Annotated in this window: 18 protein-coding genes; 15 read left to right on the top strand and 3 right to left on the bottom strand. The window is 40.8% G+C overall.

Annotated elements, in window-relative coordinates; translation table 11 throughout:
- Positions 1-11 precede the first annotated feature (11 nt).
- On the top strand, positions 12-524 hold the full coding sequence (locus J576_RS03465; protein WP_033855508.1) for a gluconokinase: 513 nt from the start codon (positions 12-14) through the stop codon (positions 522-524).
- Between the two features lie 172 nt (positions 525-696).
- Positions 697-2,325 (top strand): NADP-dependent glyceraldehyde-3-phosphate dehydrogenase, encoded by a 1,629-nt coding sequence (locus tag J576_RS03460; RefSeq protein ID WP_002053334.1) that lies wholly within the window; start codon positions 697-699, stop codon positions 2,323-2,325.
- Positions 2,326-2,430: 105 nt separating this feature from the next.
- On the opposite strand, the gene J576_RS03455 is transcribed toward J576_RS03460, so the two are convergent.
- Positions 2,431-3,696 carry a glutamate-5-semialdehyde dehydrogenase gene (locus J576_RS03455; protein WP_002053346.1) on the bottom strand — a complete coding sequence of 422 codons (1,266 nt, stop codon included), beginning with the start codon at positions 3,694-3,696 and terminating at the stop codon, positions 2,431-2,433.
- 299 nt (positions 3,697-3,995) lie between these two features.
- Here J576_RS03455 and J576_RS03450 point away from each other — a divergent pair, with 299 nt between their 5' ends.
- Positions 3,996-5,309, top strand: a complete 1,314-nt coding sequence (locus J576_RS03450) for an alpha/beta fold hydrolase (protein ID WP_002053472.1) — start codon at positions 3,996-3,998, stop codon at positions 5,307-5,309.
- Between the two features lie 51 nt (positions 5,310-5,360).
- On the opposite strand, the gene J576_RS03445 is transcribed toward J576_RS03450, so the two are convergent.
- Together J576_RS03445 and nagZ are read right to left on the bottom strand one after the other, a co-directional pair.
- A complete protein-coding gene (locus J576_RS03445) occupies positions 5,361-6,203 on the bottom strand; it encodes a class I SAM-dependent methyltransferase (RefSeq protein ID WP_025467982.1) in 843 nt (280 codons plus the stop codon).
- Between the two features lie 304 nt (positions 6,204-6,507).
- Positions 6,508-7,527, bottom strand: a complete 1,020-nt coding sequence (gene nagZ, locus J576_RS03440; RefSeq protein WP_002053488.1) for a beta-N-acetylhexosaminidase — start codon at positions 7,525-7,527, stop codon at positions 6,508-6,510.
- A 192-nt stretch (positions 7,528-7,719) separates the two neighbouring features.
- Here nagZ and J576_RS03435 point away from each other — a divergent pair, with 192 nt between their 5' ends.
- The 12 genes from J576_RS03435 (at position 7,720) to bamB (ending at position 20,011) form a co-directional block, all read left to right on the top strand.
- Positions 7,720-9,903, top strand: a complete 2,184-nt coding sequence (locus J576_RS03435; protein WP_002053305.1) for a carboxy terminal-processing peptidase — start codon at positions 7,720-7,722, stop codon at positions 9,901-9,903.
- A 137-nt stretch (positions 9,904-10,040) separates the two neighbouring features.
- Positions 10,041-11,339 (top strand): glycosyltransferase family 4 protein, encoded by a 1,299-nt coding sequence (locus J576_RS03430; RefSeq protein WP_081401011.1) that lies wholly within the window; start codon positions 10,041-10,043, stop codon positions 11,337-11,339.
- Positions 11,340-11,363: 24 nt separating this feature from the next.
- Positions 11,364-11,915, top strand: a complete 552-nt coding sequence (locus J576_RS03425; protein ID WP_002053282.1) for a phosphatase PAP2 family protein — start codon at positions 11,364-11,366, stop codon at positions 11,913-11,915.
- Positions 11,916-12,014: 99 nt separating this feature from the next.
- Positions 12,015-12,215, top strand: coding sequence for a Fe-S cluster assembly protein IscX (iscX, locus tag J576_RS03420; RefSeq protein WP_000524329.1), 201 nt, complete (start codon positions 12,015-12,017; stop codon positions 12,213-12,215).
- A 113-nt stretch (positions 12,216-12,328) separates the two neighbouring features.
- Entirely contained in the window at positions 12,329-12,760 is a 432-nt protein-coding gene (gene ndk, locus J576_RS03415; RefSeq protein WP_000963851.1) for a nucleoside-diphosphate kinase, read from the top strand.
- A gap of 122 nt (positions 12,761-12,882) precedes the next feature.
- The gene (rlmN, locus tag J576_RS03410; RefSeq protein WP_002053401.1) at positions 12,883-14,115 is read left to right on the top strand and encodes a dual-specificity RNA methyltransferase RlmN; all 1,233 of its coding nucleotides are present in this window, start codon (positions 12,883-12,885) and stop codon (positions 14,113-14,115) included.
- A gap of 39 nt (positions 14,116-14,154) precedes the next feature.
- A complete protein-coding gene (pilW, locus tag J576_RS03405; RefSeq protein ID WP_308646142.1) occupies positions 14,155-14,931 on the top strand; it encodes a type IV pilus biogenesis/stability protein PilW in 777 nt (258 codons plus the stop codon).
- Positions 14,922-15,713 (top strand): helix-turn-helix domain-containing protein, encoded by a 792-nt coding sequence (locus J576_RS03400; RefSeq protein WP_002053491.1) that lies wholly within the window; start codon positions 14,922-14,924, stop codon positions 15,711-15,713. Before pilW ends, J576_RS03400 begins: the two co-directional genes overlap by 10 nt.
- Positions 15,714-15,734: 21 nt before the next feature.
- A complete protein-coding gene (gene ispG / locus J576_RS03395) occupies positions 15,735-16,850 on the top strand; it encodes a flavodoxin-dependent (E)-4-hydroxy-3-methylbut-2-enyl-diphosphate synthase (protein ID WP_000572095.1) in 1,116 nt (371 codons plus the stop codon).
- Positions 16,847-18,139, top strand: a complete 1,293-nt coding sequence (gene hisS, locus J576_RS03390; protein ID WP_002053284.1) for a histidine--tRNA ligase — start codon at positions 16,847-16,849, stop codon at positions 18,137-18,139. The genes ispG and hisS overlap by 4 nt, the downstream gene beginning before the upstream one ends.
- A 28-nt stretch (positions 18,140-18,167) precedes the next feature.
- The gene (locus tag J576_RS03385) at positions 18,168-18,866 is read left to right on the top strand and encodes a YfgM family protein (protein ID WP_002053293.1); all 699 of its coding nucleotides are present in this window, start codon (positions 18,168-18,170) and stop codon (positions 18,864-18,866) included.
- On the top strand, positions 18,866-20,011 hold the full coding sequence (gene bamB, locus J576_RS03380; protein WP_002053514.1) for an outer membrane protein assembly factor BamB: 1,146 nt from the start codon (positions 18,866-18,868) through the stop codon (positions 20,009-20,011). Before J576_RS03385 ends, bamB begins: the two co-directional genes overlap by 1 nt.
- The last annotated feature ends 45 nt before the right edge of the window (positions 20,012-20,056 follow it).

The raw sequence follows: 20,056 nt of genomic DNA, 5'->3' as shown, positions 1-20,056 counted from the left end.
GTAGGTAATCCATGATTGTGATAGCTATGGGTGTCTGTGGAACAGGGAAAACCCTCATTGGTGAGTTGTTATCAGAGCGTTTGGCTTGTGAGTTTCTTGATGGCGATACGCTTCATTCCGCTGCAAATAAAAGCAAGATGAGCCAAGGTATTCCTTTAACTGATGAAGATCGCTTGCCATGGTTGCAAGCCATTCGTCAGGCAATTGAAACAAAACAAAGAGATGGTGAAACAGCTGTGTTTACATGCTCATCTTTAAAGCGGATGTATCGCGATATTTTAAGAGGGCAGGACCAGAATGTTAAGTTTGTATATCTAAAAGGTTCTTTTGAACTATTACAGCAAAGACTTGCAGAAAGATCTGGTCATTTTTTTGATCCATCATTGTTACAAACTCAACTAGATACATTAGAAGAACCTGATGTGAATGAGGCAATAGCAATTGATATTGCTCTCACACCAGAACAGATCATTGAACAAGTCATCCAGAAGCTAGGGGTGACTGCTAGTGTGTGTCGGGGGTAAATTCATCTAGAAAATATCGAAACTATCACAGCCTTAAGATATTCACCTTGCATCTACGGTTCAAGCAAGGTGAGTACTGATAATAATAGTAGTATTGACCCGAATAAGACCTGATTACAGTGAAAGCTCGGTAGATATAAAAAGATATACAAAGAATAAGGTACTAAGAAGAATGAATCAGTTAAATAATTTACAGCATAAATTTCCAGTAGTGGACAGTATTCCTGAAAGTGTACGTCTGCCATCTCAAATTCATCAACGTGTCTCACTGGTGGACGGTGAGTTGAAGCTATGGGCTGGTCCAACCAAGAAAACATTATCTCCGATCTGGATTCAGCAGTCTGACGGTAGCCTACAGCAAGTTGAACTTGGTAGTTATCCAGTCATGGGCGAAAAAGAAAGTGATGAAGCTCTGGAAGCGGCAGTACGGGCTTACAACAATGGTCGCGGCGAATGGCCAATGATGAAAGTTGGTGAGCGCATCGCTTGTATGCAGAATTTCATTCAGCGCATGGTAGAGCAACGAGATCTGATTATTAAGCTGATCATGTGGGAAATTGGCAAGAGCTTGGCTGACTCAGAGAAAGAGTTTGATCGTACTATTACCTATATGCGTCAAACCATTGATGCTTTAAAAGATCTGGATAATGCTAACTCTCGCTTTGTAATTGCTGAAGGTACTATTGGTCAAATTCGTCGTACTCCATTAGGTGTTGTGTTGTGTATGGGACCATACAACTACCCACTGAATGAAACCTTCGCAACCCTAATCCCAGCTATGCTAATGGGTAATACCATTATTTTTAAACCACCTCAATTTGGAACTTTACTATTTGAACCATTGCTAGAGGCATTCCGAGATTCATTTCCAAAAGGCGTAATCAATACTATCTATGCACCCGGTTCTCTGGTAGTGCCTCACTTATTAGCGTCAGGGCAAATTAATGTACTGGCACTGATTGGTTCTAGTAAAGTGGCTGATCATTTGAAAAAGCAACATCCAAAATCCCATCGTCTGCGTGCGATTTTGGGGTTGGATGCGAAGAATGCAGCCATCATTTTGCCTGATGCTGACTTAGACCTGACAGTGAAAGAATGTCTACTGGGTGCATTGTCATTCAATGGTCAGCGTTGTACTGCTTTGAAAATGCTGATGGTACACCGCTCAATAGCCGATGAATTTGTTAATCGTTTAACGACTGAGCTGGCTAAACTGAAAGTAGGTATGCCGTGGGAAAAAGGTGTCTCTATTACGCCGTTACCGGGTATGCACCGTACCGCCTACATGACTGAAGTGATTGAAGATGCTGTGGCAAAAGGGGCTAAAGTGGTTAATCCGGAAGGTGGTGAATTCTGCAAAACCATGTTCTATCCAGCTGTCGTTTATCCAGTGACTGAGGGGATGAGACTATATCGCGAAGAACAGTTTGGGCCAGTGGTACCAGTTGCTGTTTATGATGATATTGAAACTGTATTGGATTATGTCACTACTTCTGATCATGGTCAGCAGGTGAGTATTTTTGGTAGTGACCCAGCGCAAATTGGTCATTTGGTCGATACACTGGTACATCAAGTTTGTCGTGTAAACATCAACTGTCAATGTCAGCGTGGCCCTGATGTATTCCCATTTGGTGGTCGTAAAGATTCTGCAGAAGGTACACTGTCTGTGCATGATGCGCTTCGTGCATTCTCGATCCGCTCTATGATTGCGGCTAAACAGACTGATGACAGTAAAGGTATGCTGGCTTCTATGGTGTCTGAGCACTATTCGAAGTTTGTGAATACCGACTTTATTTTCTAATTGATATACGATTAAAAAAACCAGCCTTCGGGCTGGCTTTTTTATGGGAAATAACAAAATAAAAACGCCTGATATGGATCAGGCGTTTTTATTTAAATAAGGGATTTATTGACGAATTTGACCGTCACCTAACACAATCCATTTTTGAGAAGTTAAACCTTCTAAGCCAACAGGGCCGCGTGCATGGATTTTATCAGTTGAGATACCAATCTCAGCACCTAAACCATATTCAAAGCCATCAGCAAAACGAGTTGAGGCATTAACTACGACTGAACTCGAATCTACACGAGCCAAGAACTGACGAGCTAAAGTATAGTTTTCAGTCACAATTGCATCGGTATGATGCGAACCATATTTGTTGATATGGTCAATTGCTTCATCAATCCCGCTAACCACTTTAATTGCAAGAATTGGTCCTAAATATTCGGTATACCAGTCTTCTTCTGTTGCAGGTTTGACAGTCGTACCCAAAATACGACGTGTTTCTGGACAGCCACGTAACTCAACTTGTTTTTCAGCATAAAGTTCAGCAATGCGTGGTAAGAAAACGTCTGCAATTTTTTCATCAACAAGCAGTGTTTCCATCGCATTACAAACACCGTAACGATGAGTTTTGGCATTTAAAGTAATCGGTAATGCTTTTTGCAAGTCTGCTTGTGCTTCTACAAACACGTGGCAGTTACCATCAAGATGCTTAATCACAGGAATACGGGCTTCGTTGGTCACACGCTCAATTAAGCTTTTACCACCGCGTGGAACAATGACATCTACATACTCAGCCATGGTAATGAGGTGACCAACTGCCGCACGGTCAGAAGTTTCAATCACTTGTACTGAGTGCTCAGGTAAACCAGCAACTTTTAAACCATGTTTAACTGCTTCTGCGATTGCTTTGTTTGACTCAAGTGCTTCTGAACCACCACGTAAAATAATGGCATTGCCCGATTTAATCGCTAACGAGGCAGCTTCAAGTGTTACGTTTGGGCGTGATTCATAAATCATACCTACTACACCCAAAGGCACACGCATTTTCCCAATTTGAATGCCTGTGGGGCGATATGCAAGATCCGTAATTTCCCCAATTGGATCGACGAGAGCGATCACATCTTTTAAACCTTGCAACATCCCCTTAAAACGTGCGGGCGTAAGTTCAAGACGATCAAGTAAGGCACTGTCAAGTTGGTTACTACGGCCTTTTTCCATGTCGAGTTGATTCGCCGCCAAAATCGCTGCCTGATTATTTTCTAAAGCAGTGTAAATAGCAGAGAGTGCATGATTTTTAAGCGAAGTCGAAGCACTTGTTAAGACACGTGAAGCCTCACGTGCTTGTTGCCCGACTTTTTGCATGTATTGTTCAATTGAATCTTGCATAGCAGTTTTTAATCATTTACCAATGACTACGATAGTAGCAGTCAAATGCGGAACAATGAATGGCTTTTTTTGAAAAATGTGACCGCTATAAAAAAACATTTAAATATTTTGCAAACTATTCGCGGCTTAAACAAGATGAGTGGTCATTTCAGCGATTGCGTATATTTCAGACAATTGTTTAGAATGGACTTGTGCAATACAAACTAATACAAATTTTAAAGATTTGTGCATAAAAGATTACATGTTCAAGAAGGAACTCTTGCAGCATAAAAAAATTACAGCAAGGAGGAAGCAAGGATATGAATTCCATTATTCAAATGGATTCGGAGATAAACCAAGCTTATGCCGGTTTTGGGTTTTTCGATATCTACCATAGAGATAGTTTTAAACAGCCAGCTCGTACGACATGGATTGACGGTTGGAAAATTGAATACATGGCGATTGCAGACCCAAAAACCATTCACAAAACACCGATTGTGATTGTTGGTGGTGCTTTTCAAAATTTTAACTCTTATAAATATTGTGTTGAGCAACTGTTTGAAAGTGGCCCGGTCATTTTAATCGACTTGCCATCTATGGGAGCAAATCAACAAATTACCAATCGAGATACCGGAATTTCTGCTGGAACATTAGAACTACCTGATTTGTCCGAAATGTTAGGTCGCTGGTTAGATATCGTGGGAATTCAAAAAGTTTCTGTAATGGGAATGTCGTTGGGTTCAGTTGTTGCTTCTTGTTTTGCTTATCACCGTCCAGATTTAATGGACCGTATGATTTTAATGGGTGTCATGCAAAAGACCCGTAAAAGTTGGCGGATGATTTTGGAAGAATCACTCAAACTCATGCAAGAAAACCGTATGGAAGAGTTTGGACAAGCGGTGATTCTATATTTGGTGAATCATGCCAAATTAGATAAAACACGTATGTCACCGACAGCTAAAAAATTATTTTTTAGGCAAATGGCTGAGTTTACGGGGACCGAGCGTGAACGTTATGACATTAACTGTAATCGACTTTTACGCTTAACAGATGTACCGATTCCACAGTGTAAAACACTGGTCGCAGCAGGGCAGTACGATAGTTTTACTTTGCCTCATGAAAATGCCAATTTTGCTTTGCAATGTCCGGATATGGAATTTGCTCTGATTGCTAACGCAGATCATGTGCCACAGCTTCAGCGCCGTAAAGAAACTATGAGTTTGTTCACTTCATTTTTGAAGGGTGAATCTATCCAAATTCTGGATGGCATTATTCCAATGACGCGGGAACAAATGCAAAGTATGGAACGTCGAGGTGAAGAACGGATTTCAGTTCTGCAGCCTAAAACCAAACTAAGCCACCGTGAATGTAAATCAGAAGTCCCAGTAACGATTGTGGATGTGACTTTCTTTGGAATGTATTTGAAGTTAGATGATGTGAAACAGCTCGCCTTTGTAAATGAACACCCACGTGATTTGGCTTTACATTTAGAAGATGAAGAGGGCGCTTTTTCGATTGAGTGTTTAATCTTTGAAGCTACTGAACAAGGAGTCCGTGCCTTATTTAAACATGGCAGTTTCGAACTTGCTGACCGTTTAAGTCGTTTTATTGCCCGCCAAAAGCAAGCAGCATAAAGTTTAATTTTTTATAAAAAAGAAGTCCCAAAAATATTGAGACTTCTTTTTTTATTTCAATTGAGCATGGATAGTCCATACTAAGTCGCCTAAATGCTCTTCATTGCTCTCTTTAGAAACTTGTCCGAAGAATATTTGCGGTTGTTCAACGTTAACTTGACTAAAGCCTGCATCTTTAAAAAAGTCTTTCACTTCTAGTGGAGTCTTAAAATGAAAACTAAATGAGCTTCGAGACATAAGTTTAAGTAATTTACTACTGTTCCAGATAATACTTGCGAGTTTGTTCTTAACGGGTTCAGGATACAGGTCGGTTAAATAATGAAGCTTTTTAAAAGAAGCACCATAGTGGGCAATGGATTGGATCAGTTGCTTTAATAAGTCTTTATCAAAATAGTTAATTAAACCTTCACTGATTACAACTAGTGGACGGCTAGGGTCAAACACTTCAAATGCTTGTGCGAAAGCCTCAGTAAATAAATCAACCGATAAAATTTCAGGTGCATTTTTTTCAATTTGTTTTAGTGCATTTTGTTTTGTTTGAGCCATATCGGGCAAATCAAGCTCTCGATAGCTAATAGAAGGATAATGCTGCCTAAACCACCAACCACGTGGTGATAAACCACAAGCGATTTCAAGCACCTGTAAACCAGGATTTTCTTGAATTAACTTCTCTAAATCATGATCAAGCATAGTATGGCGCTGTTTAAGTGTCGTGCGCATACTGCTACCGACATATTTCTCTGCCCAAGATTCTAATGGGTGAACTAAATATGCCAAAGATTTGCCTTTACTCGTAGCAAGTGCTTCGTGTGAGATCCCCATTTGATACCAGATATAGCCTGTATAGTGGGCTGTAAAAGAAATGTGGCGGTGTTTTGAAAGGTGTTGTGTCATTCGTCCTGAACTCGGTTTTTCCATAAGTTGATCTTGATATTTTTTATGTCGTAATTTTCATGGCAGAGTCATGCTGTGTTCTAATTTTATTTAGTCATCAGCCTTCGGCTCGACCTACTTTTCTTTGGGGAAAAGTAGGCAAAACCATTGTCATCCACAAAACCTGTTCAAAGCCTGATATTTTTTGATTTAATTGCAAAAACAGCTTTTTACATAAACCATGCAGGTTGTGGATGACGTTGTCGAGTATCCAATTGTTGAGATAATCTTATGTCATAAAAAACTTATTAATTACTCAGCAAAGTTAAATCGAATTTTTAAACTCTTCAATGGCTGTTTTGACATCTTGCCATTCATTTCCAAGCGATAAAGTTTCACCAACTTGGATTTGTGGAATTCGACCACGCATACGTTCTAAACGTTCTTGATTTGGTAACGCTAAGTTTGCAATACCATCGAGTGCTGTACATGCTGCACTACGGTCATTACACACTAGCCCCATATCACAACCAGCTGCCAGAGCTGCTTGAATACGCGCATCTGCACCTCCAGCGACACAAGCAGCTTGCATGCTTAAGTCATCAGAGAAAAGTACACCATTAAACTTCAAACGATTACGAAGGACTTCTTGAATCCAGAAAGGTGAGAAACCTGCCGGATTTGGGTCAACCTTGTCGTAAATTACATGTGCAGGCATGAGCGCATCGAGCTCAGGCATAAGCTTAATGAAGCTTTGCATATCATGGTTGTAAATTTCGTCATAGCTACGGCTGTCAATTGCGGCTGCGACATGTGAATCGGCTTTGACCGAACCGTGACCCGGGAAGTGCTTACCAGTATTTGCCATGCCGGCTTTTTTCATGCCGCGCATAAATGCACCAGCAAGAGGAGCAATATCTTCAATATTTTTAGAGAAGCCACGGTCACCAATCACATCACTAATCGCATTAAGATCTAAAACTGGTGCAAAACTAAAATCAATCCCCACAGCTAAGACTTCAGTTGCCATTAACCAGCCACACTGTTCAGCCAGTTCTAGAGCCTTTTGTGGTTGAGTGATATAGAGTTCGCCAAAGCGGCCCATAGCTGGCAATAGTGTAAAGCCAGATTTTAAACGTTGAACCCGGCCGCCTTCTTGGTCGACAGCAATTAAAATATCTGGGCGAACTTGACGCATATGGTCGGTTAAAGCACGGACTTGTTGTGGTGATTCAATATTTCGTGCAAATAAAATCATGCCACCGACTTGCGGAGCTTGTAATAGTTCAATATCTTCTTTAGTAAGTTCTGTGCCGGCAATGTCCAGCATCAACGCGCCAATCATATTGGTTCCATTTGAATTTTGATTGAAAAACAATAAGCGAATTTTGCAATGATTTGCTACATTTTGTCAGTACAGAATATGATAAAACTACACGGTATAAACAATTTAGTTGGTTAAGATGTTGAATCTGCTTAGTTCATATCGAAAACAGAGCGTGTAAGATACGAACACCCAAGGAAGTATTAAGAATTTATGAAACTTCAAACTATAGCTTGTGCAGTAGCAATCGCGACTGGCGGTTTATTCTTCTCTCATACGATGAACGAAGCAAGAGCAGCAACCAATACAGCTGCTGTTTCTCAATCGATCCAGCCAACGCAAGAGCAGGCCTTGGTGGCTCGTCAACTGGCAACTTTAGTTGATCGCCAACATTATTTAAATATGCGTTTGGATGCGAATACATCTAACCGTATTCTCGATATGTATTTAGATAGTCTTGATCCAGACCATTCATTATTTTTAGACGCTGAAGTTCAAAATTATAAAAAGCTCTATGGTTCAAATTTTGGTGCTTCATTAAAAGCGGGGAATTTAACTGGACCGTTTGCTATTCACCAGCAATATCGTGAACGCTTAAAACAATTTTATGAGTTCATGCTTGCTGAGTTAAAGAAACCACAAAATTTAAAACAGCCAAATACCTTTATTGAAGTAGATCGCGAAAAAGCACCTTATTTTAAAACATCGGCTGAGCAGCAAAATCACTGGCGTAAAATGTTAGTTTCGCAGTTAATTAATTTAACGATTAGCCGTGAAGAAGAGCAGGCGAAACAAAAGGCATTAAAAGAAAATCCATCACTTGCTGATGGTCAAGACTTAACAGGCCCAGAAGATTTAACACCAGCTCAGACTTTGACCAAGCGTTATACACGTCAGCTTGAAAGAATTAGCCGTGTGAAAAGCGACGATGTTTTAGATAAAATGTTAAATGCAATGTTGGCGACTTATGATCCACATAGTAACTATTATCCGCCAATTGATGCGATAGAACTGAACCGCCAAACGACCTTACAACTTGAAGGTATTGGGGTATCGATTCGTCCAGAGCGTGGCAATGAAGATTACACCAAGATTGAAACCATTGTAGAAGGTGGCCCGGCAAGTAAGTCTGGTCAAGTGAAATCAGGAGACCGAATCGTTGGTGTCGCTCAAGAGGGCGGTAAAATGATTGATGTGGTCGGCTGGTCGAGTTCAGAAATTGTTGGGTTGATCCGTGGTAAGCGTGGCACAAAAGTAACGCTGAAACTTCTTGGTGCTGGTGCGTCAATGAGTCAGGCACGCAATGTGACCTTGGTGCGTGATGTCATTCAAGAAGAAGATGCGGGCGTCCGTTCACGTACAGTTGAAGTAACACGTGATGGTAAAAAACATCTATTAGGTGTCATTGAAATTCCATCTTTCTATTTCGACTATCGTTCACGTCGTGCTGGTCAGCAATATCGTTCAGTTTCTGAAGACACTGCAAATGCGTTTGAGGCATTAAAAGCTAAGAAAGTTGAAGGTATTATTATTGACTTGCGTAATGACCCAGGTGGTTCATTAGAAGAAGTTGCACGTATGCTTGGACAGGTAATTAAGTCAGGTCCGGTTGTGCAAATTCGTGACGGCAATGGCAATGTAAGTGTATTTGAAGACAATGATGGTGGTCAGCAAATCTATACAGGTCCACTCGCTGTATTGGTGAACTTGGCATCGGCATCTGCAAGTGAAATTTACTCTGCTGCAATTCAAGATTATGAGCGTGGCATTATCATTGGTAGTACAACCACAGGTAAAGGTACAGCTCAGGTCCAACTTGATACTTTGGCATATGGTCAAGCAACCTTAACTCAGCGTAAATTCTACCGTGTTACCGGTGGTAGTACGCAAAACAAAGGTGTAGTGCCAGACATTAAGCTTGTTGATATTTATAACGAAGAGTTTGGTGAGCGTAAATCGAAAAATGCGTTAAAGTGGGATACGATTCCAACTGCACCATTTAAACGTGAAGGTTCTGTTCAGCCATATGTGGCGAAGTTGTCTCAACTTTCAGAGCAACGTGTAGCAGTCGATCCGCAGTTTAAATATTTAAATAAACGTACGGCAATCGCAAAGGTGACTAGCGATCAGAAACAAGTTGTTCTTGATATTGATAAGCGCCGCGCAGAGCTTCTGAGTTTAGAAAAGCAAACTTTAGATGCTGAAAATGAACGCCGTGTAGCGACAGGTCAAAAACCTTTTGCTAACTGGGAAAGCTATCAGGCTTCCTTAGATGCATTGGCTGAATCTCGTGCCAAAATGAAAGCCAACCAACGTCCTGCATTGCCAGAAGAAGAAACATTTGTGAATGAAGCAGCAAATGTACTTATGGATTATGCAAAATTGCAGAACCGTTAAGTTTTTTGTCTGTTTATAAAAAAGCACGCTGTTCTCAGCGTGCTTTTTTAATTTTTCATGTCAGTAAACTGTCATGCATTTATCATCAAAGTGTCAAGAAAGCTGCTTAATCTTTAAGCATGAAAATAAATACATTGATGGATGGCGCTATGCAAGGCTCATACGCGACAGCACTATTAAAACAACAGCAACTCCCTGAAAGCTTCCACTTCTATTTTAAACAAAAACAGCAGTTGTCTAATACTCAGGAATTGCACCAACTTCATGGGTTGGTTCGTCCCCGTTTAAAAATTGCGATTGTGACAGAGACATGGCCACCAGAAATTAATGGTGTAGCACTTTCGTTATTGCAGTTATGTCAAGGTTTGCAAAAACAAGGTCATAAAATTCTACTGGTTCGCCCAGAACAAAAAGCCAAGTGTCATGATTTTCTACCAGAGCAAGAATGTCTCGTCATGTCACAGGCTATTCCTAAATATCCAACTCTGCAATTTGGTTGGCCTCAATATTTAAAAGTTTCAAAAGCTTTTGAAAAATTTGTGCCAGATGTTGTGCACATCGTGACGGAAGGGCCTTTGGGCTTAACTGCCATGCAAGCTGCAAAAGCAAAAGATATTCCGGTCTCTAGTGGCTTTCATTCACCATTTCAAGATTTTAGCCGATTTTTTGATTTGGCTTTTTTAGTTAAGCCAATTCAAAAATATCTTTGCTGGTTTCATAACAATACTCAAGTGACTTGTGTGCCAAGTAAAGATACCGAAGAAGCTTTACGTGGTTTTGGTATTACCTGTCCACTGGTTGTGGTGGGACGAGGGGTCGATACCACACGCTTTTCACCAAAACATCGTTCGGAAAGCTTACGCCAGCAATGGGGTGTCGATGCCGATACTCGTGTCATGCTGTATGTAGGGCGTTTATCACCAGAAAAAGAAGTTCAATTGATTGTTGAAAGCTATGCAGCTATGCAAAATATGCAGCAACATAAAACTAAACTTGTGGTGGTAGGAGATGGCCCAGATCTTGCTCGATTAAAAGCATTACCTGAAGCGAGAAATGTCATTTTTACGGGTAGTTTGCGTGGACAAGATTTAGCGACCGCATATGCAAGTGCTGATGTCTTTGTATTTGCGAGTCAGGTTGAAACGTTTGGTAACGTAGTTTTAGAGGCAATGGCAAGCGGTTTGCCTGTTATCGCGTATGATTATGCATGTGCACATCAATATTTAGTCCATAATGTAAGTGGCTGGTTAAGTCCACTTGGACAGAAAAACCATTTTATACAACAAATTTATCAACTCCCTTCAGTACAACAACTTAGAGAAATGGGCATACAAGCCTGTCGTAAAGTACAGCAAAGCGGTTGGCAACTTCCGGTACAGCAATTAGAACAGGCATTTTATCAGGTAGTGAAGGAATCCTCGGTGGACTTCACCTAAGTATCCTAAAATAGGAGAACAACCATGAAATTAAAGAATGCAAAAATAAAAATACTCGATCTAGATTTACGAGGCTGTTTATACCTCAATCACTTTTCCCATTCACAGCGTGTAGCTTTATTTTTCAAAATTATTAGCCGTGCTGGCGATGGGCCATTTTGGTACCTCATGCTGGCAATTGTATGGGGAATGCATGGCATTACCTATAGTTTGCAAATTATCTATTTGCTACTTGGTGGTTCGGTCGGAACGGCAATTTATAAATTCTTAAAACATAAAACCACGCGTCCACGCCCTTACCAAGTACATCAGGTGATTGTGCTTGGAGAGAGACCACTTGATCACTTTAGTTTTCCATCAGGCCATACGCTACATGCAGTGATGGTGACAATTGTGTTAGGTTATATCCAGCCTGTGTTGCTGGCTGCCATGTTGCCATTCATGGTGCTTGTGGCATTGTCTCGTATGGTGCTTGGGCTTCACTACCCAAGTGATGTGATTGTAGGCGCACTTATTGGTGCGGCAGTAGCAAGTCTGATTATTTTTATCGCGCCATTATTGGGCATTGCTTTATAACGAACAGTAATTTTTATCAGCTTAAGCTATCGATTACGTTTGTGGATTTGCTAAAGTACACAGTTCGTGATTTAGCAGATTAAACAGATAGGAGCCGCTATGGGCTTACGTTGGACAGATACGATTGATATTGCCATTGAATTGTCAGAAGCACATCCAGAAGTTGATCCGCAATGGATTCGTTTTACCGATTTACATGCATGGGTATGTGCGTTACCAGACTTTAGTGATGACCCAAATAAATCAACCGAAGGATTGCTAGAAGCCATCCAAATGGCTTGGTTAGATGAAGTTCGCTAAAAACAGTAGAAAAAATCGCAACTTTTACACATTCAAAGCTGATTATTGCCTATGACATCGGTATAATGCGGCAAATTTTTTAAAGTTTAAATCTTAAAATAAAGGAGCCACTCATGGCAATTGAACGTACTTTGTCTATCGTAAAGCCAGATGCTGTGTCTAAAAACCACATCGGTGAAATTTTTGCTCGTTTCGAAAAAGCGGGTTTAAAAATTGTTGCGACTAAAATGAAACACCTTTCTCAAGCTGATGCTGAAGGTTTCTATGCAGAGCACAAAGAACGCGGTTTCTTTGGTGACTTAGTTGCATTCATGACTTCTGGTCCAGTTGTAGTATCTGTTCTTGAAGGTGAAAATGCAGTTCTTGCTCACCGTGAAATTTTAGGTGCTACAAACCCTAAAGAAGCGGCTCCTGGTACTATCCGTGCTGATTTCGCTGTAAGCATCGACGAAAATGCTGCTCACGGTTCTGACTCAGTTGCTTCTGCAGAGCGTGAAATTGCTTACTTCTTTGCTGACAACGAGATCTGCCCACGCACTCGTTAATCGAAAGCATTCAAACCAGATAAGTGGTATACTACTTATCTGGTTTTTTTATTCTCTCAAGAGCATATTGTTTGATTCTTGAACAATATATTCTTTTTTTGACATGGTTTAGGTAAATACACATGAGTTCTGCAGTGGTCGTTTCATCTGAAAATCTTGATGGACAGCAGCAATCTTCGTCCACGCCAGCATCGCCTGCTGCCGAAAAAGTGAATTTACTCGGCATGTCACGCGCTCAATTAGAAAAATTCTTTGAAGATATTGGTGAGAAAAAGTTTCGTGCCGGGCAGGTTATGAAATGGATTCATCAATATTTTGTCACTGATTTTGCTGAAATGACCAATATTTCAGGCAAATTGCGCGCAAAGCTTGAACAAATCTGTGAAATTAAAGCCCCTGAAGTGGTTCACCGTCATTATTCAAAAGACGGAACACGTAAATGGGTGTTTCGCGTAGGTGAAGGTTCTGGCTCTTTAGTAGAAACTGTATTAATTCCTGCCGAAGATAAAACTGGTTCACGCAAAACCTTATGTATTTCTTCACAAGTGGGCTGCGCATTAGACTGCTCATTTTGTTCAACAGGTAAGCAAGGTTTTCAGCGCGATTTAACGCCAGATGAAATTATTGGGCAACTTTGGATGGCAAACTATTCTTATATGGAAGAAGTGCCTGTTGCCGAGCGCGAGCGTTCAGTAACTAATGTGGTGATGATGGGTATGGGTGAGCCATTACTCAACTATGATGCTGTATTAAGCTCAATGCACATTATGCTTGATGACTTTGCTTATGGCATGTCAAAACGTCGCGTGACTTTGTCAACGTCTGGTGTTGTACCGAAAATTGACCAACTTGCACAAGATATTGATGTTGCATTAGCAATTTCTTTACATGCACCAAACGATGAACTACGTAATGAACTTGTGCCTATTAATAAAAAATATCCATTGGCTCAGTTGATTGCAGCGTGTCAGCGTTATATTGCCAAAGATGGTAATGAAAGTGCGCGTAAACATGTGACTATTGAATATGTGATGTTAGAAGGCGTAAATGATCAGCCTGAACATGCACAGCAGTTACTTAAGTTGCTTAAAAACTTACCAAGTAAAATTAATTTAATTCCATTTAATCCATTCCCTCATGCGCCGTATGGTCGCTCAAGTCGAAATCGTATTATCTCGTTCCAAAAAACTTTGTCTGATGCCGGATTTGTGTGTACGATTCGTCAAACACGTGGTGATGATATTGACGCTGCATGTGGACAGTTAGTGGGTCAAGTTGCTGACCGTACGCGCCGTGCTGAGCAGTGGCAAAAGAAAGTAGCGCAGCGACAAGAGATTTTACGTACACAAGGATAAAGTTGAGGGCAGACTTTGAGTACTCCGAAGTTAAAGATCATGTTATGTATGGGGGTTGCTGTTGCATGTCTGGCCAGTGGTTGTCAGTCTTCGCCAACACTTAAAAAGGACCCGGAAAAAGCAGTTAAGGTGCGTACGCAGCTTGCCGCTGAATACATTCGTTCTGGTGACTTGGACTCTGCAAAGCGTTCCCTTGACCAAGCTTTAAGTGTCGATAGTCGTGATGCAACGGCAAATATGATGATGGGTATTTTATTGCAACAAGAAGGCAGTAAACCCAATTTAGAAAAAGCAGAACATTATTTTAAACGTGCAATTTCATCTGAGCCAGATAATGCTCAGGCGCGTAATAATTATGGTACGTATTTGTACCAAATGGAGCGTTATAATGATGCCATTGAGCAATTCCGTATTGCTGGTGCAACATTAGGTTATGATCAACGCTATCAAGCCTTAGAAAATCTAGGGCGGATTTATTTAAAATTAGGTGATATTGCGAGTGCTGAAAAAACATTCAAACAAGCACTCCTTGCTAACCGCGATTCTTACATTTCAATGTTAGAGTTAGCAGAAATTTTTTATTTGCAGCAGCAGATTCCGGCTGCTACACAAATGTATGAACAATACGTTCGTACAGTGGGGCAGAAAAATCAGGGTGCTCGCGCACTTTGGATTGGTTTAAGAGTGGCTCGAGCCAATGCGGATAAAATGGGAATGCAAGTTTTAGTAAACCAGTTACGTGCTTTATTCCCGGAAAGTCCAGAATATCAACGTTATTTGCAATTACAGTATAGTACTGAGGCCGTATGGAAATAAATCCTAATTCACAGCAGCCAACTGGCTCAAGCTTACCGACTTCTGCTTTAGGAAATATTCAACGTCCTGGTGAGTATTTACGTCAAATTCGCGTTTCTCAGAAAAAAGAATTAGAGCAAGTATCTTCTGATTTAAATATGCCGCTTAAAACGCTAAGTGCGTTAGAGCAAGACGATTATAAATCTTTGCCAGAAGCAACCTTTATTAAAGGTTATTATCGTTCTTATGCGAAATATTTAAATGCTGATGCAACTGCAATTATTCAGCGTTTTGATGAAATTTATGCGAACGATACAGGTCTTTTGCCAAATCATGCTTTAAACAACTCACCAATTAAAATCATGGGTAAATTACCGGGTTCTAATAGTGATCGTAACAAAAAATGGTTAAAGCGTGCGTTACTTGCGATTTTGATTATTGCTGTCGTGTCATTGATTGTGATGGGTGTCCAAAAATGGACTTCAAACAAAGAAGAAGCTGATGTGCCAAAAGCCAATCAGTCTAATGTTGAAGTTTTACCTATGAAAGGAAGTGCCTCTGCAACAGCGGGTGATCAATTGGTGTTAAACTTTAACCGTCCAACTTCTGTTCATATTGTAGATGCAACAGGCAAGGTTTTAGCGACGGGTCGTCAGGCATCGACTTTAACCTTAAATGGTGAGTCTCCATTCCAGATTCGTCTTGATGATGCAACAGCTGTGTCATTAAGTCTAAACCAAGAACAGATTTCATTGTCTCCATATACGGTAAACGGTAAAGCTGAATTCCGTTTATCCCGCTAATACCATGAGTTGAGCGATACAATGATAGAGAACCCAATTAAACGTCGACCAACACGTAAAATCCGTGTTGGTTCGGTCTATGTCGGTGGCGATGCACCTATTAGCGTGCAAAGTATGACAAATACCGAAACTTGCGATGTCGATGCAACTGTTGCTCAGATTGAGCGTTGTGTTGACGCAGGTGCAGATATTATGCGTGTTTCAGTTCCTTCTATGGAAGCAGCTGAAGCCTTTGGTGCGATCCGCAAACGTGTTTCAGTTCCATTAGTGGCTGATATTCACTTTGACCATAGAATTGCCTTGGCAGTTGCAGACTATGGTGCAGACTGTTTGCGTATTAACCCGGGTAACATCGGTTCAGATCAAAAAGTTCGTGAAGTTGTTGCTGCTGCACGCCATCACGGTATTTCTATGCGTATTGGTGTGAATGCGGGTTCTCTAGAAAAAGATTTACAGAAAAAATATGGTGAGCCAACAGGGCAGGCACTGCTTGAGTCAGCTTTACGTCATATCGATATTTTAGACCGTCTAGATTTCCATGAGTTTAAAGTCAGCGTAAAAGCATCAAATGTGTTTTTAACCATGGATGCTTATCGTTTGCTTTCTCAGCAAATCGACAATCCATTGCACCTTGGTGTGACTGAAGCTGGTATTTACCGTACAGGTACTGTGAAATCAGCGATTGCTCTTGGTGGATTATTGATGGAAGGTATTGGCGATACCATGCGTATTTCGCTTGCTGCTGAACCAGAAGATGAAATCAAGATCGGTTTTGACATCTTGAAATCGCTTGGCCTACGTTCTAACGGTATTAACTTTATTGCTTGTCCAAGTTGTTCTCGCCAAGAATTTAACGTGATTCAGGTGATGCAAGCCTTAGAAGAGCGCCTAGAAGATATACGTACGCCAATGGATGTTTCAGTTATTGGTTGTAAGGTAAATGGCCCAGGTGAAGCAAAAGAAGCAGATATCGGGGTTGTTGGGGCTGCGCCTCGTTCACTGGTTTATCGTAATGGTGAGAAAAGCCATTTAATTGATACCAATCAATTGGTTGATGAAATCGAAACTATGGTTCGTCAACGTGTTCAAGAGCTTGAAGAAGCTAAATCTAAAGAAATTATTCGTAGTTCATCATGAGTTCAATTGTCGCAATCAAAGGTTTTAATGACGTTTTACCAACGCAAACAGCAGCGTGGAGACGTCTCGAGCAGCATTTAGCATCGTTAATGGATGCTTATGGTTACCAACAAATTCGTTTGCCGATCGTTGAACAAACGGGACTGTTTAAACGTGCTATTGGTGATGCGACCGATATCGTAGAAAAAGAAATGTACACCTTCTTCGATAAAGGAAACCCACCTGAGTCACTGACTTTACGTCCGGAAGGAACAGCGGGCTGTGTTCGCGCGTTGGTTGAACATAACTTGTTGCGTGGTGCTACGCCACGTGTGTGGTATATGGGACCTATGTTCCGTTATGAAAAACCACAAAAAGGCCGTTACCGCCAGTTCCATCAGTTTGGTGTGGAAACTTTTGGTGTGGCAACTCCTGATATTGAAGCTGAAGTTATCTTGATGACAGCTCGTTTATGGAAGCGTATGGGCGTTGCCCATATGGTTCAGCTTGAGTTGAACACGCTGGGCGAAAAAGATGAACGTACAGAATATCGTAATGCTTTGGTTGCCTTCTTAAATGAACATAAAGATGCTTTGGATGAAGATTCACAGCGCCGTTTAACAACAAACCCATTACGTATTTTAGATTCTAAAATTGAATCGACTCAGAAAATTTTGGAAAATGCGCCGAAATTAAATGACTTTTTAAAAGAAGATAGTCTAAACCACTTCCAGCAATTACAAGATTATTTGACTGCTGCGGGCGTTAAATTTGTAATTAATCAAAAACTGGTACGTGGTTTAGATTATTACAATAAAACGGTTTTTGAGTGGACAACGACCGCACTTGGTTCGCAGGGTACGGTGTGCGGGGGGGGGCGCTATGATGGTCTGGTTGGCCAGTTAAAAGGTAAGGCAGATCAATCTGTACCCGCTGTTGGCTTCGGTATGGGGATGGAGCGTTTATTGCTTCTGATTGAGCAAGTTGAAAAAGCTGAAATTGTACGTGATTGTGAAGTTTTCTTAGTAGCAGAGCCAGCTTATCAAGCTAAAGCATTAGTTTTGGCAGAACAATTACGTGATCAGTTAGAAGCTGCGAATAGTAATATTCGTATTAAAACAGGTTCACAGGGTAGCATGAAGAGTCAGATGAAAAAGGCTGATCAGGCTGGGGCCGTTTACGCCATGATTTTGGGTGAACGTGAATGGGACGCACAGCAGCTTGCTCTCAAAGAGTTGGCAACAGCTGAGCAGACACAAGTGGCACTAGCTGAACTCGTACCATTCTTAATTGAAAAATTTACAAAATAAACTGAAACATCTGGAAAAGGACAATCACATGAGCTTAAGTGATGAAGAACAATTCGACAGCTTAAAGTCGTTCGCCAAAAAATATGGTTCTGCCATGATTAGCGGGATTCTCATTGCATTGATTGCCTTTTTCGGGTGGGAATATTGGCAAAAAAGAAACCTTGCAACAAGTCAGACAGAAACTGCAAAAGTACAGCAGTTAATGGATGAAGCAAATGCAACAGCCGATAATCCAAATGCTTTAGCTTCAATAACAGCATCGGCAGATAAACTTGTAAAAGACGATATTGATTCAGTTCAGGCGATACAAACTCAATTTGTATTAGCAAAGCTTGCATATGAAAAACAAGATTATGCTGCTGCTGAAAAAGCTTTGAAAAAAGTTGAAAACTCAAAAGTAAAAGATGAAGGACTGATTCAGGTTGTAAAATTGCGTTTAGCAGATGCACAATTAGCGCAAAACAAATATGATGAAGCTCTAAAAACCTTGTCTGGTAATGTCGATCCGGCATTTAAAGCAACAGTAGAAGAGTTACGTGGTGATATCTTTGTTGCTAAGAAAGATATTGATTCTGCTAAAAAAGCGTATCAAGCTGCATGGGATTCGTTACTGGAACGTAAACAAGAGCGACAAATTTTACAAATTAAACTCGAAAGTGTTGGCGTTTTAGTTGAAGATCCACAGATTGAGCGCCCAATTTTGGAAACACAGGTGGAAGAGTCTTAATGAATCAGAAATTCAAACTGCCTTTGGCAATTGCAATCGCATCAGCTGTACTGGTGGGATGTTCTAGCAACAAAGTAAAAGAAGCAAAACCAAATCCACTACCGAAATTGACTGAGTCGAAAAAGGCTCTGGTACCGGTGTTTTCGCGCAGTGTTTCTTCTACAAATAAGGCAGATCCATTACGTTTACAACTTGACGCTAGTGACGGTGTTGTTTTTACGCTTGACCCTAAGGGTGAAGTTGCTGCATATCGTGGCAAACAACGTCTTTGGGAGAAAAAAGTCAGTAAATTGGGCTTAAGCTCTGGTGTTGAAGCAGCTGAAGGTATTGTTGTTGTTGGTAACAGCAAAGGTCAATTATTTGCTTTAGATCAAGCGACAGGTGAACAAAAATGGACTGCACAATTATCTGGTGCATTATTAAGTCCTTCTTTAATTCAATCTGGACGTGTGATTACGATTGCAAACGACGGTACCGTATTTGCACATGATGCGTCATCAGGACAACAAGTTTGGGCATACAAATTGCCAAACGTTCAGTTCAGTTTACGCGGTCAACCATCACCGGTAAGTCTTGACCCACGTACTGTTTTAATTGCTTCTGCAAATGCATATGTTTATGCAATTGATACGATTAGTGGTATCCCACGTTTCCAACGTCGTGTTGCGGTAAGTGAAGGTCGTTCTGATATTCAACGTCTAATTGATATTGATGGTGATCCGGTTGTTGCAGGCCAACTCATGGTTACAACCAGCTTCCAAGGTCAAGTCACAGTGACTGATTTGGCTTCTCAACGTGTAGTTTGGAGTGAAGATTCAAGCAGCACCAAGCGTCCAGAAGTTTATGACAACAAAGTATTTGTTTCATCAACTGATGGCAAGTTGACTGCTTATGATTTATCTACAGGCGAAAAGCTTTGGGAAAATGATAGCTTGTTGAATCGTCATTTAAGTAACCCTGTTGTGTTGGGATCGGACCTTATTGTTGGCGATTTGGATGGTGTTTTACACCTGATCGACCCAGCAACTGGTAAATTGGTAGGTCGTTCTAAAACAAGTGGTGAGGTTAATACTTTACGTGTTATTGAGAATCAACTCTACGTTTCGACCCGAAAAGGCGATTTAAGTATTTGGCAGAATCGTTAATTTTGTTCGCTTGTGCTAAAATAGCCGCTTAACAAATTACGCTGT

This window comes from Acinetobacter sp. 766875 (assembly GCF_000582055.1).
Taxonomy (GTDB): Bacteria; Pseudomonadota; Gammaproteobacteria; order Pseudomonadales; family Moraxellaceae; genus Acinetobacter; species Acinetobacter nosocomialis.
Note: the sequence above shows the minus strand (reverse complement) of the source record. Positions and strands in the feature narration are given on the sequence as shown.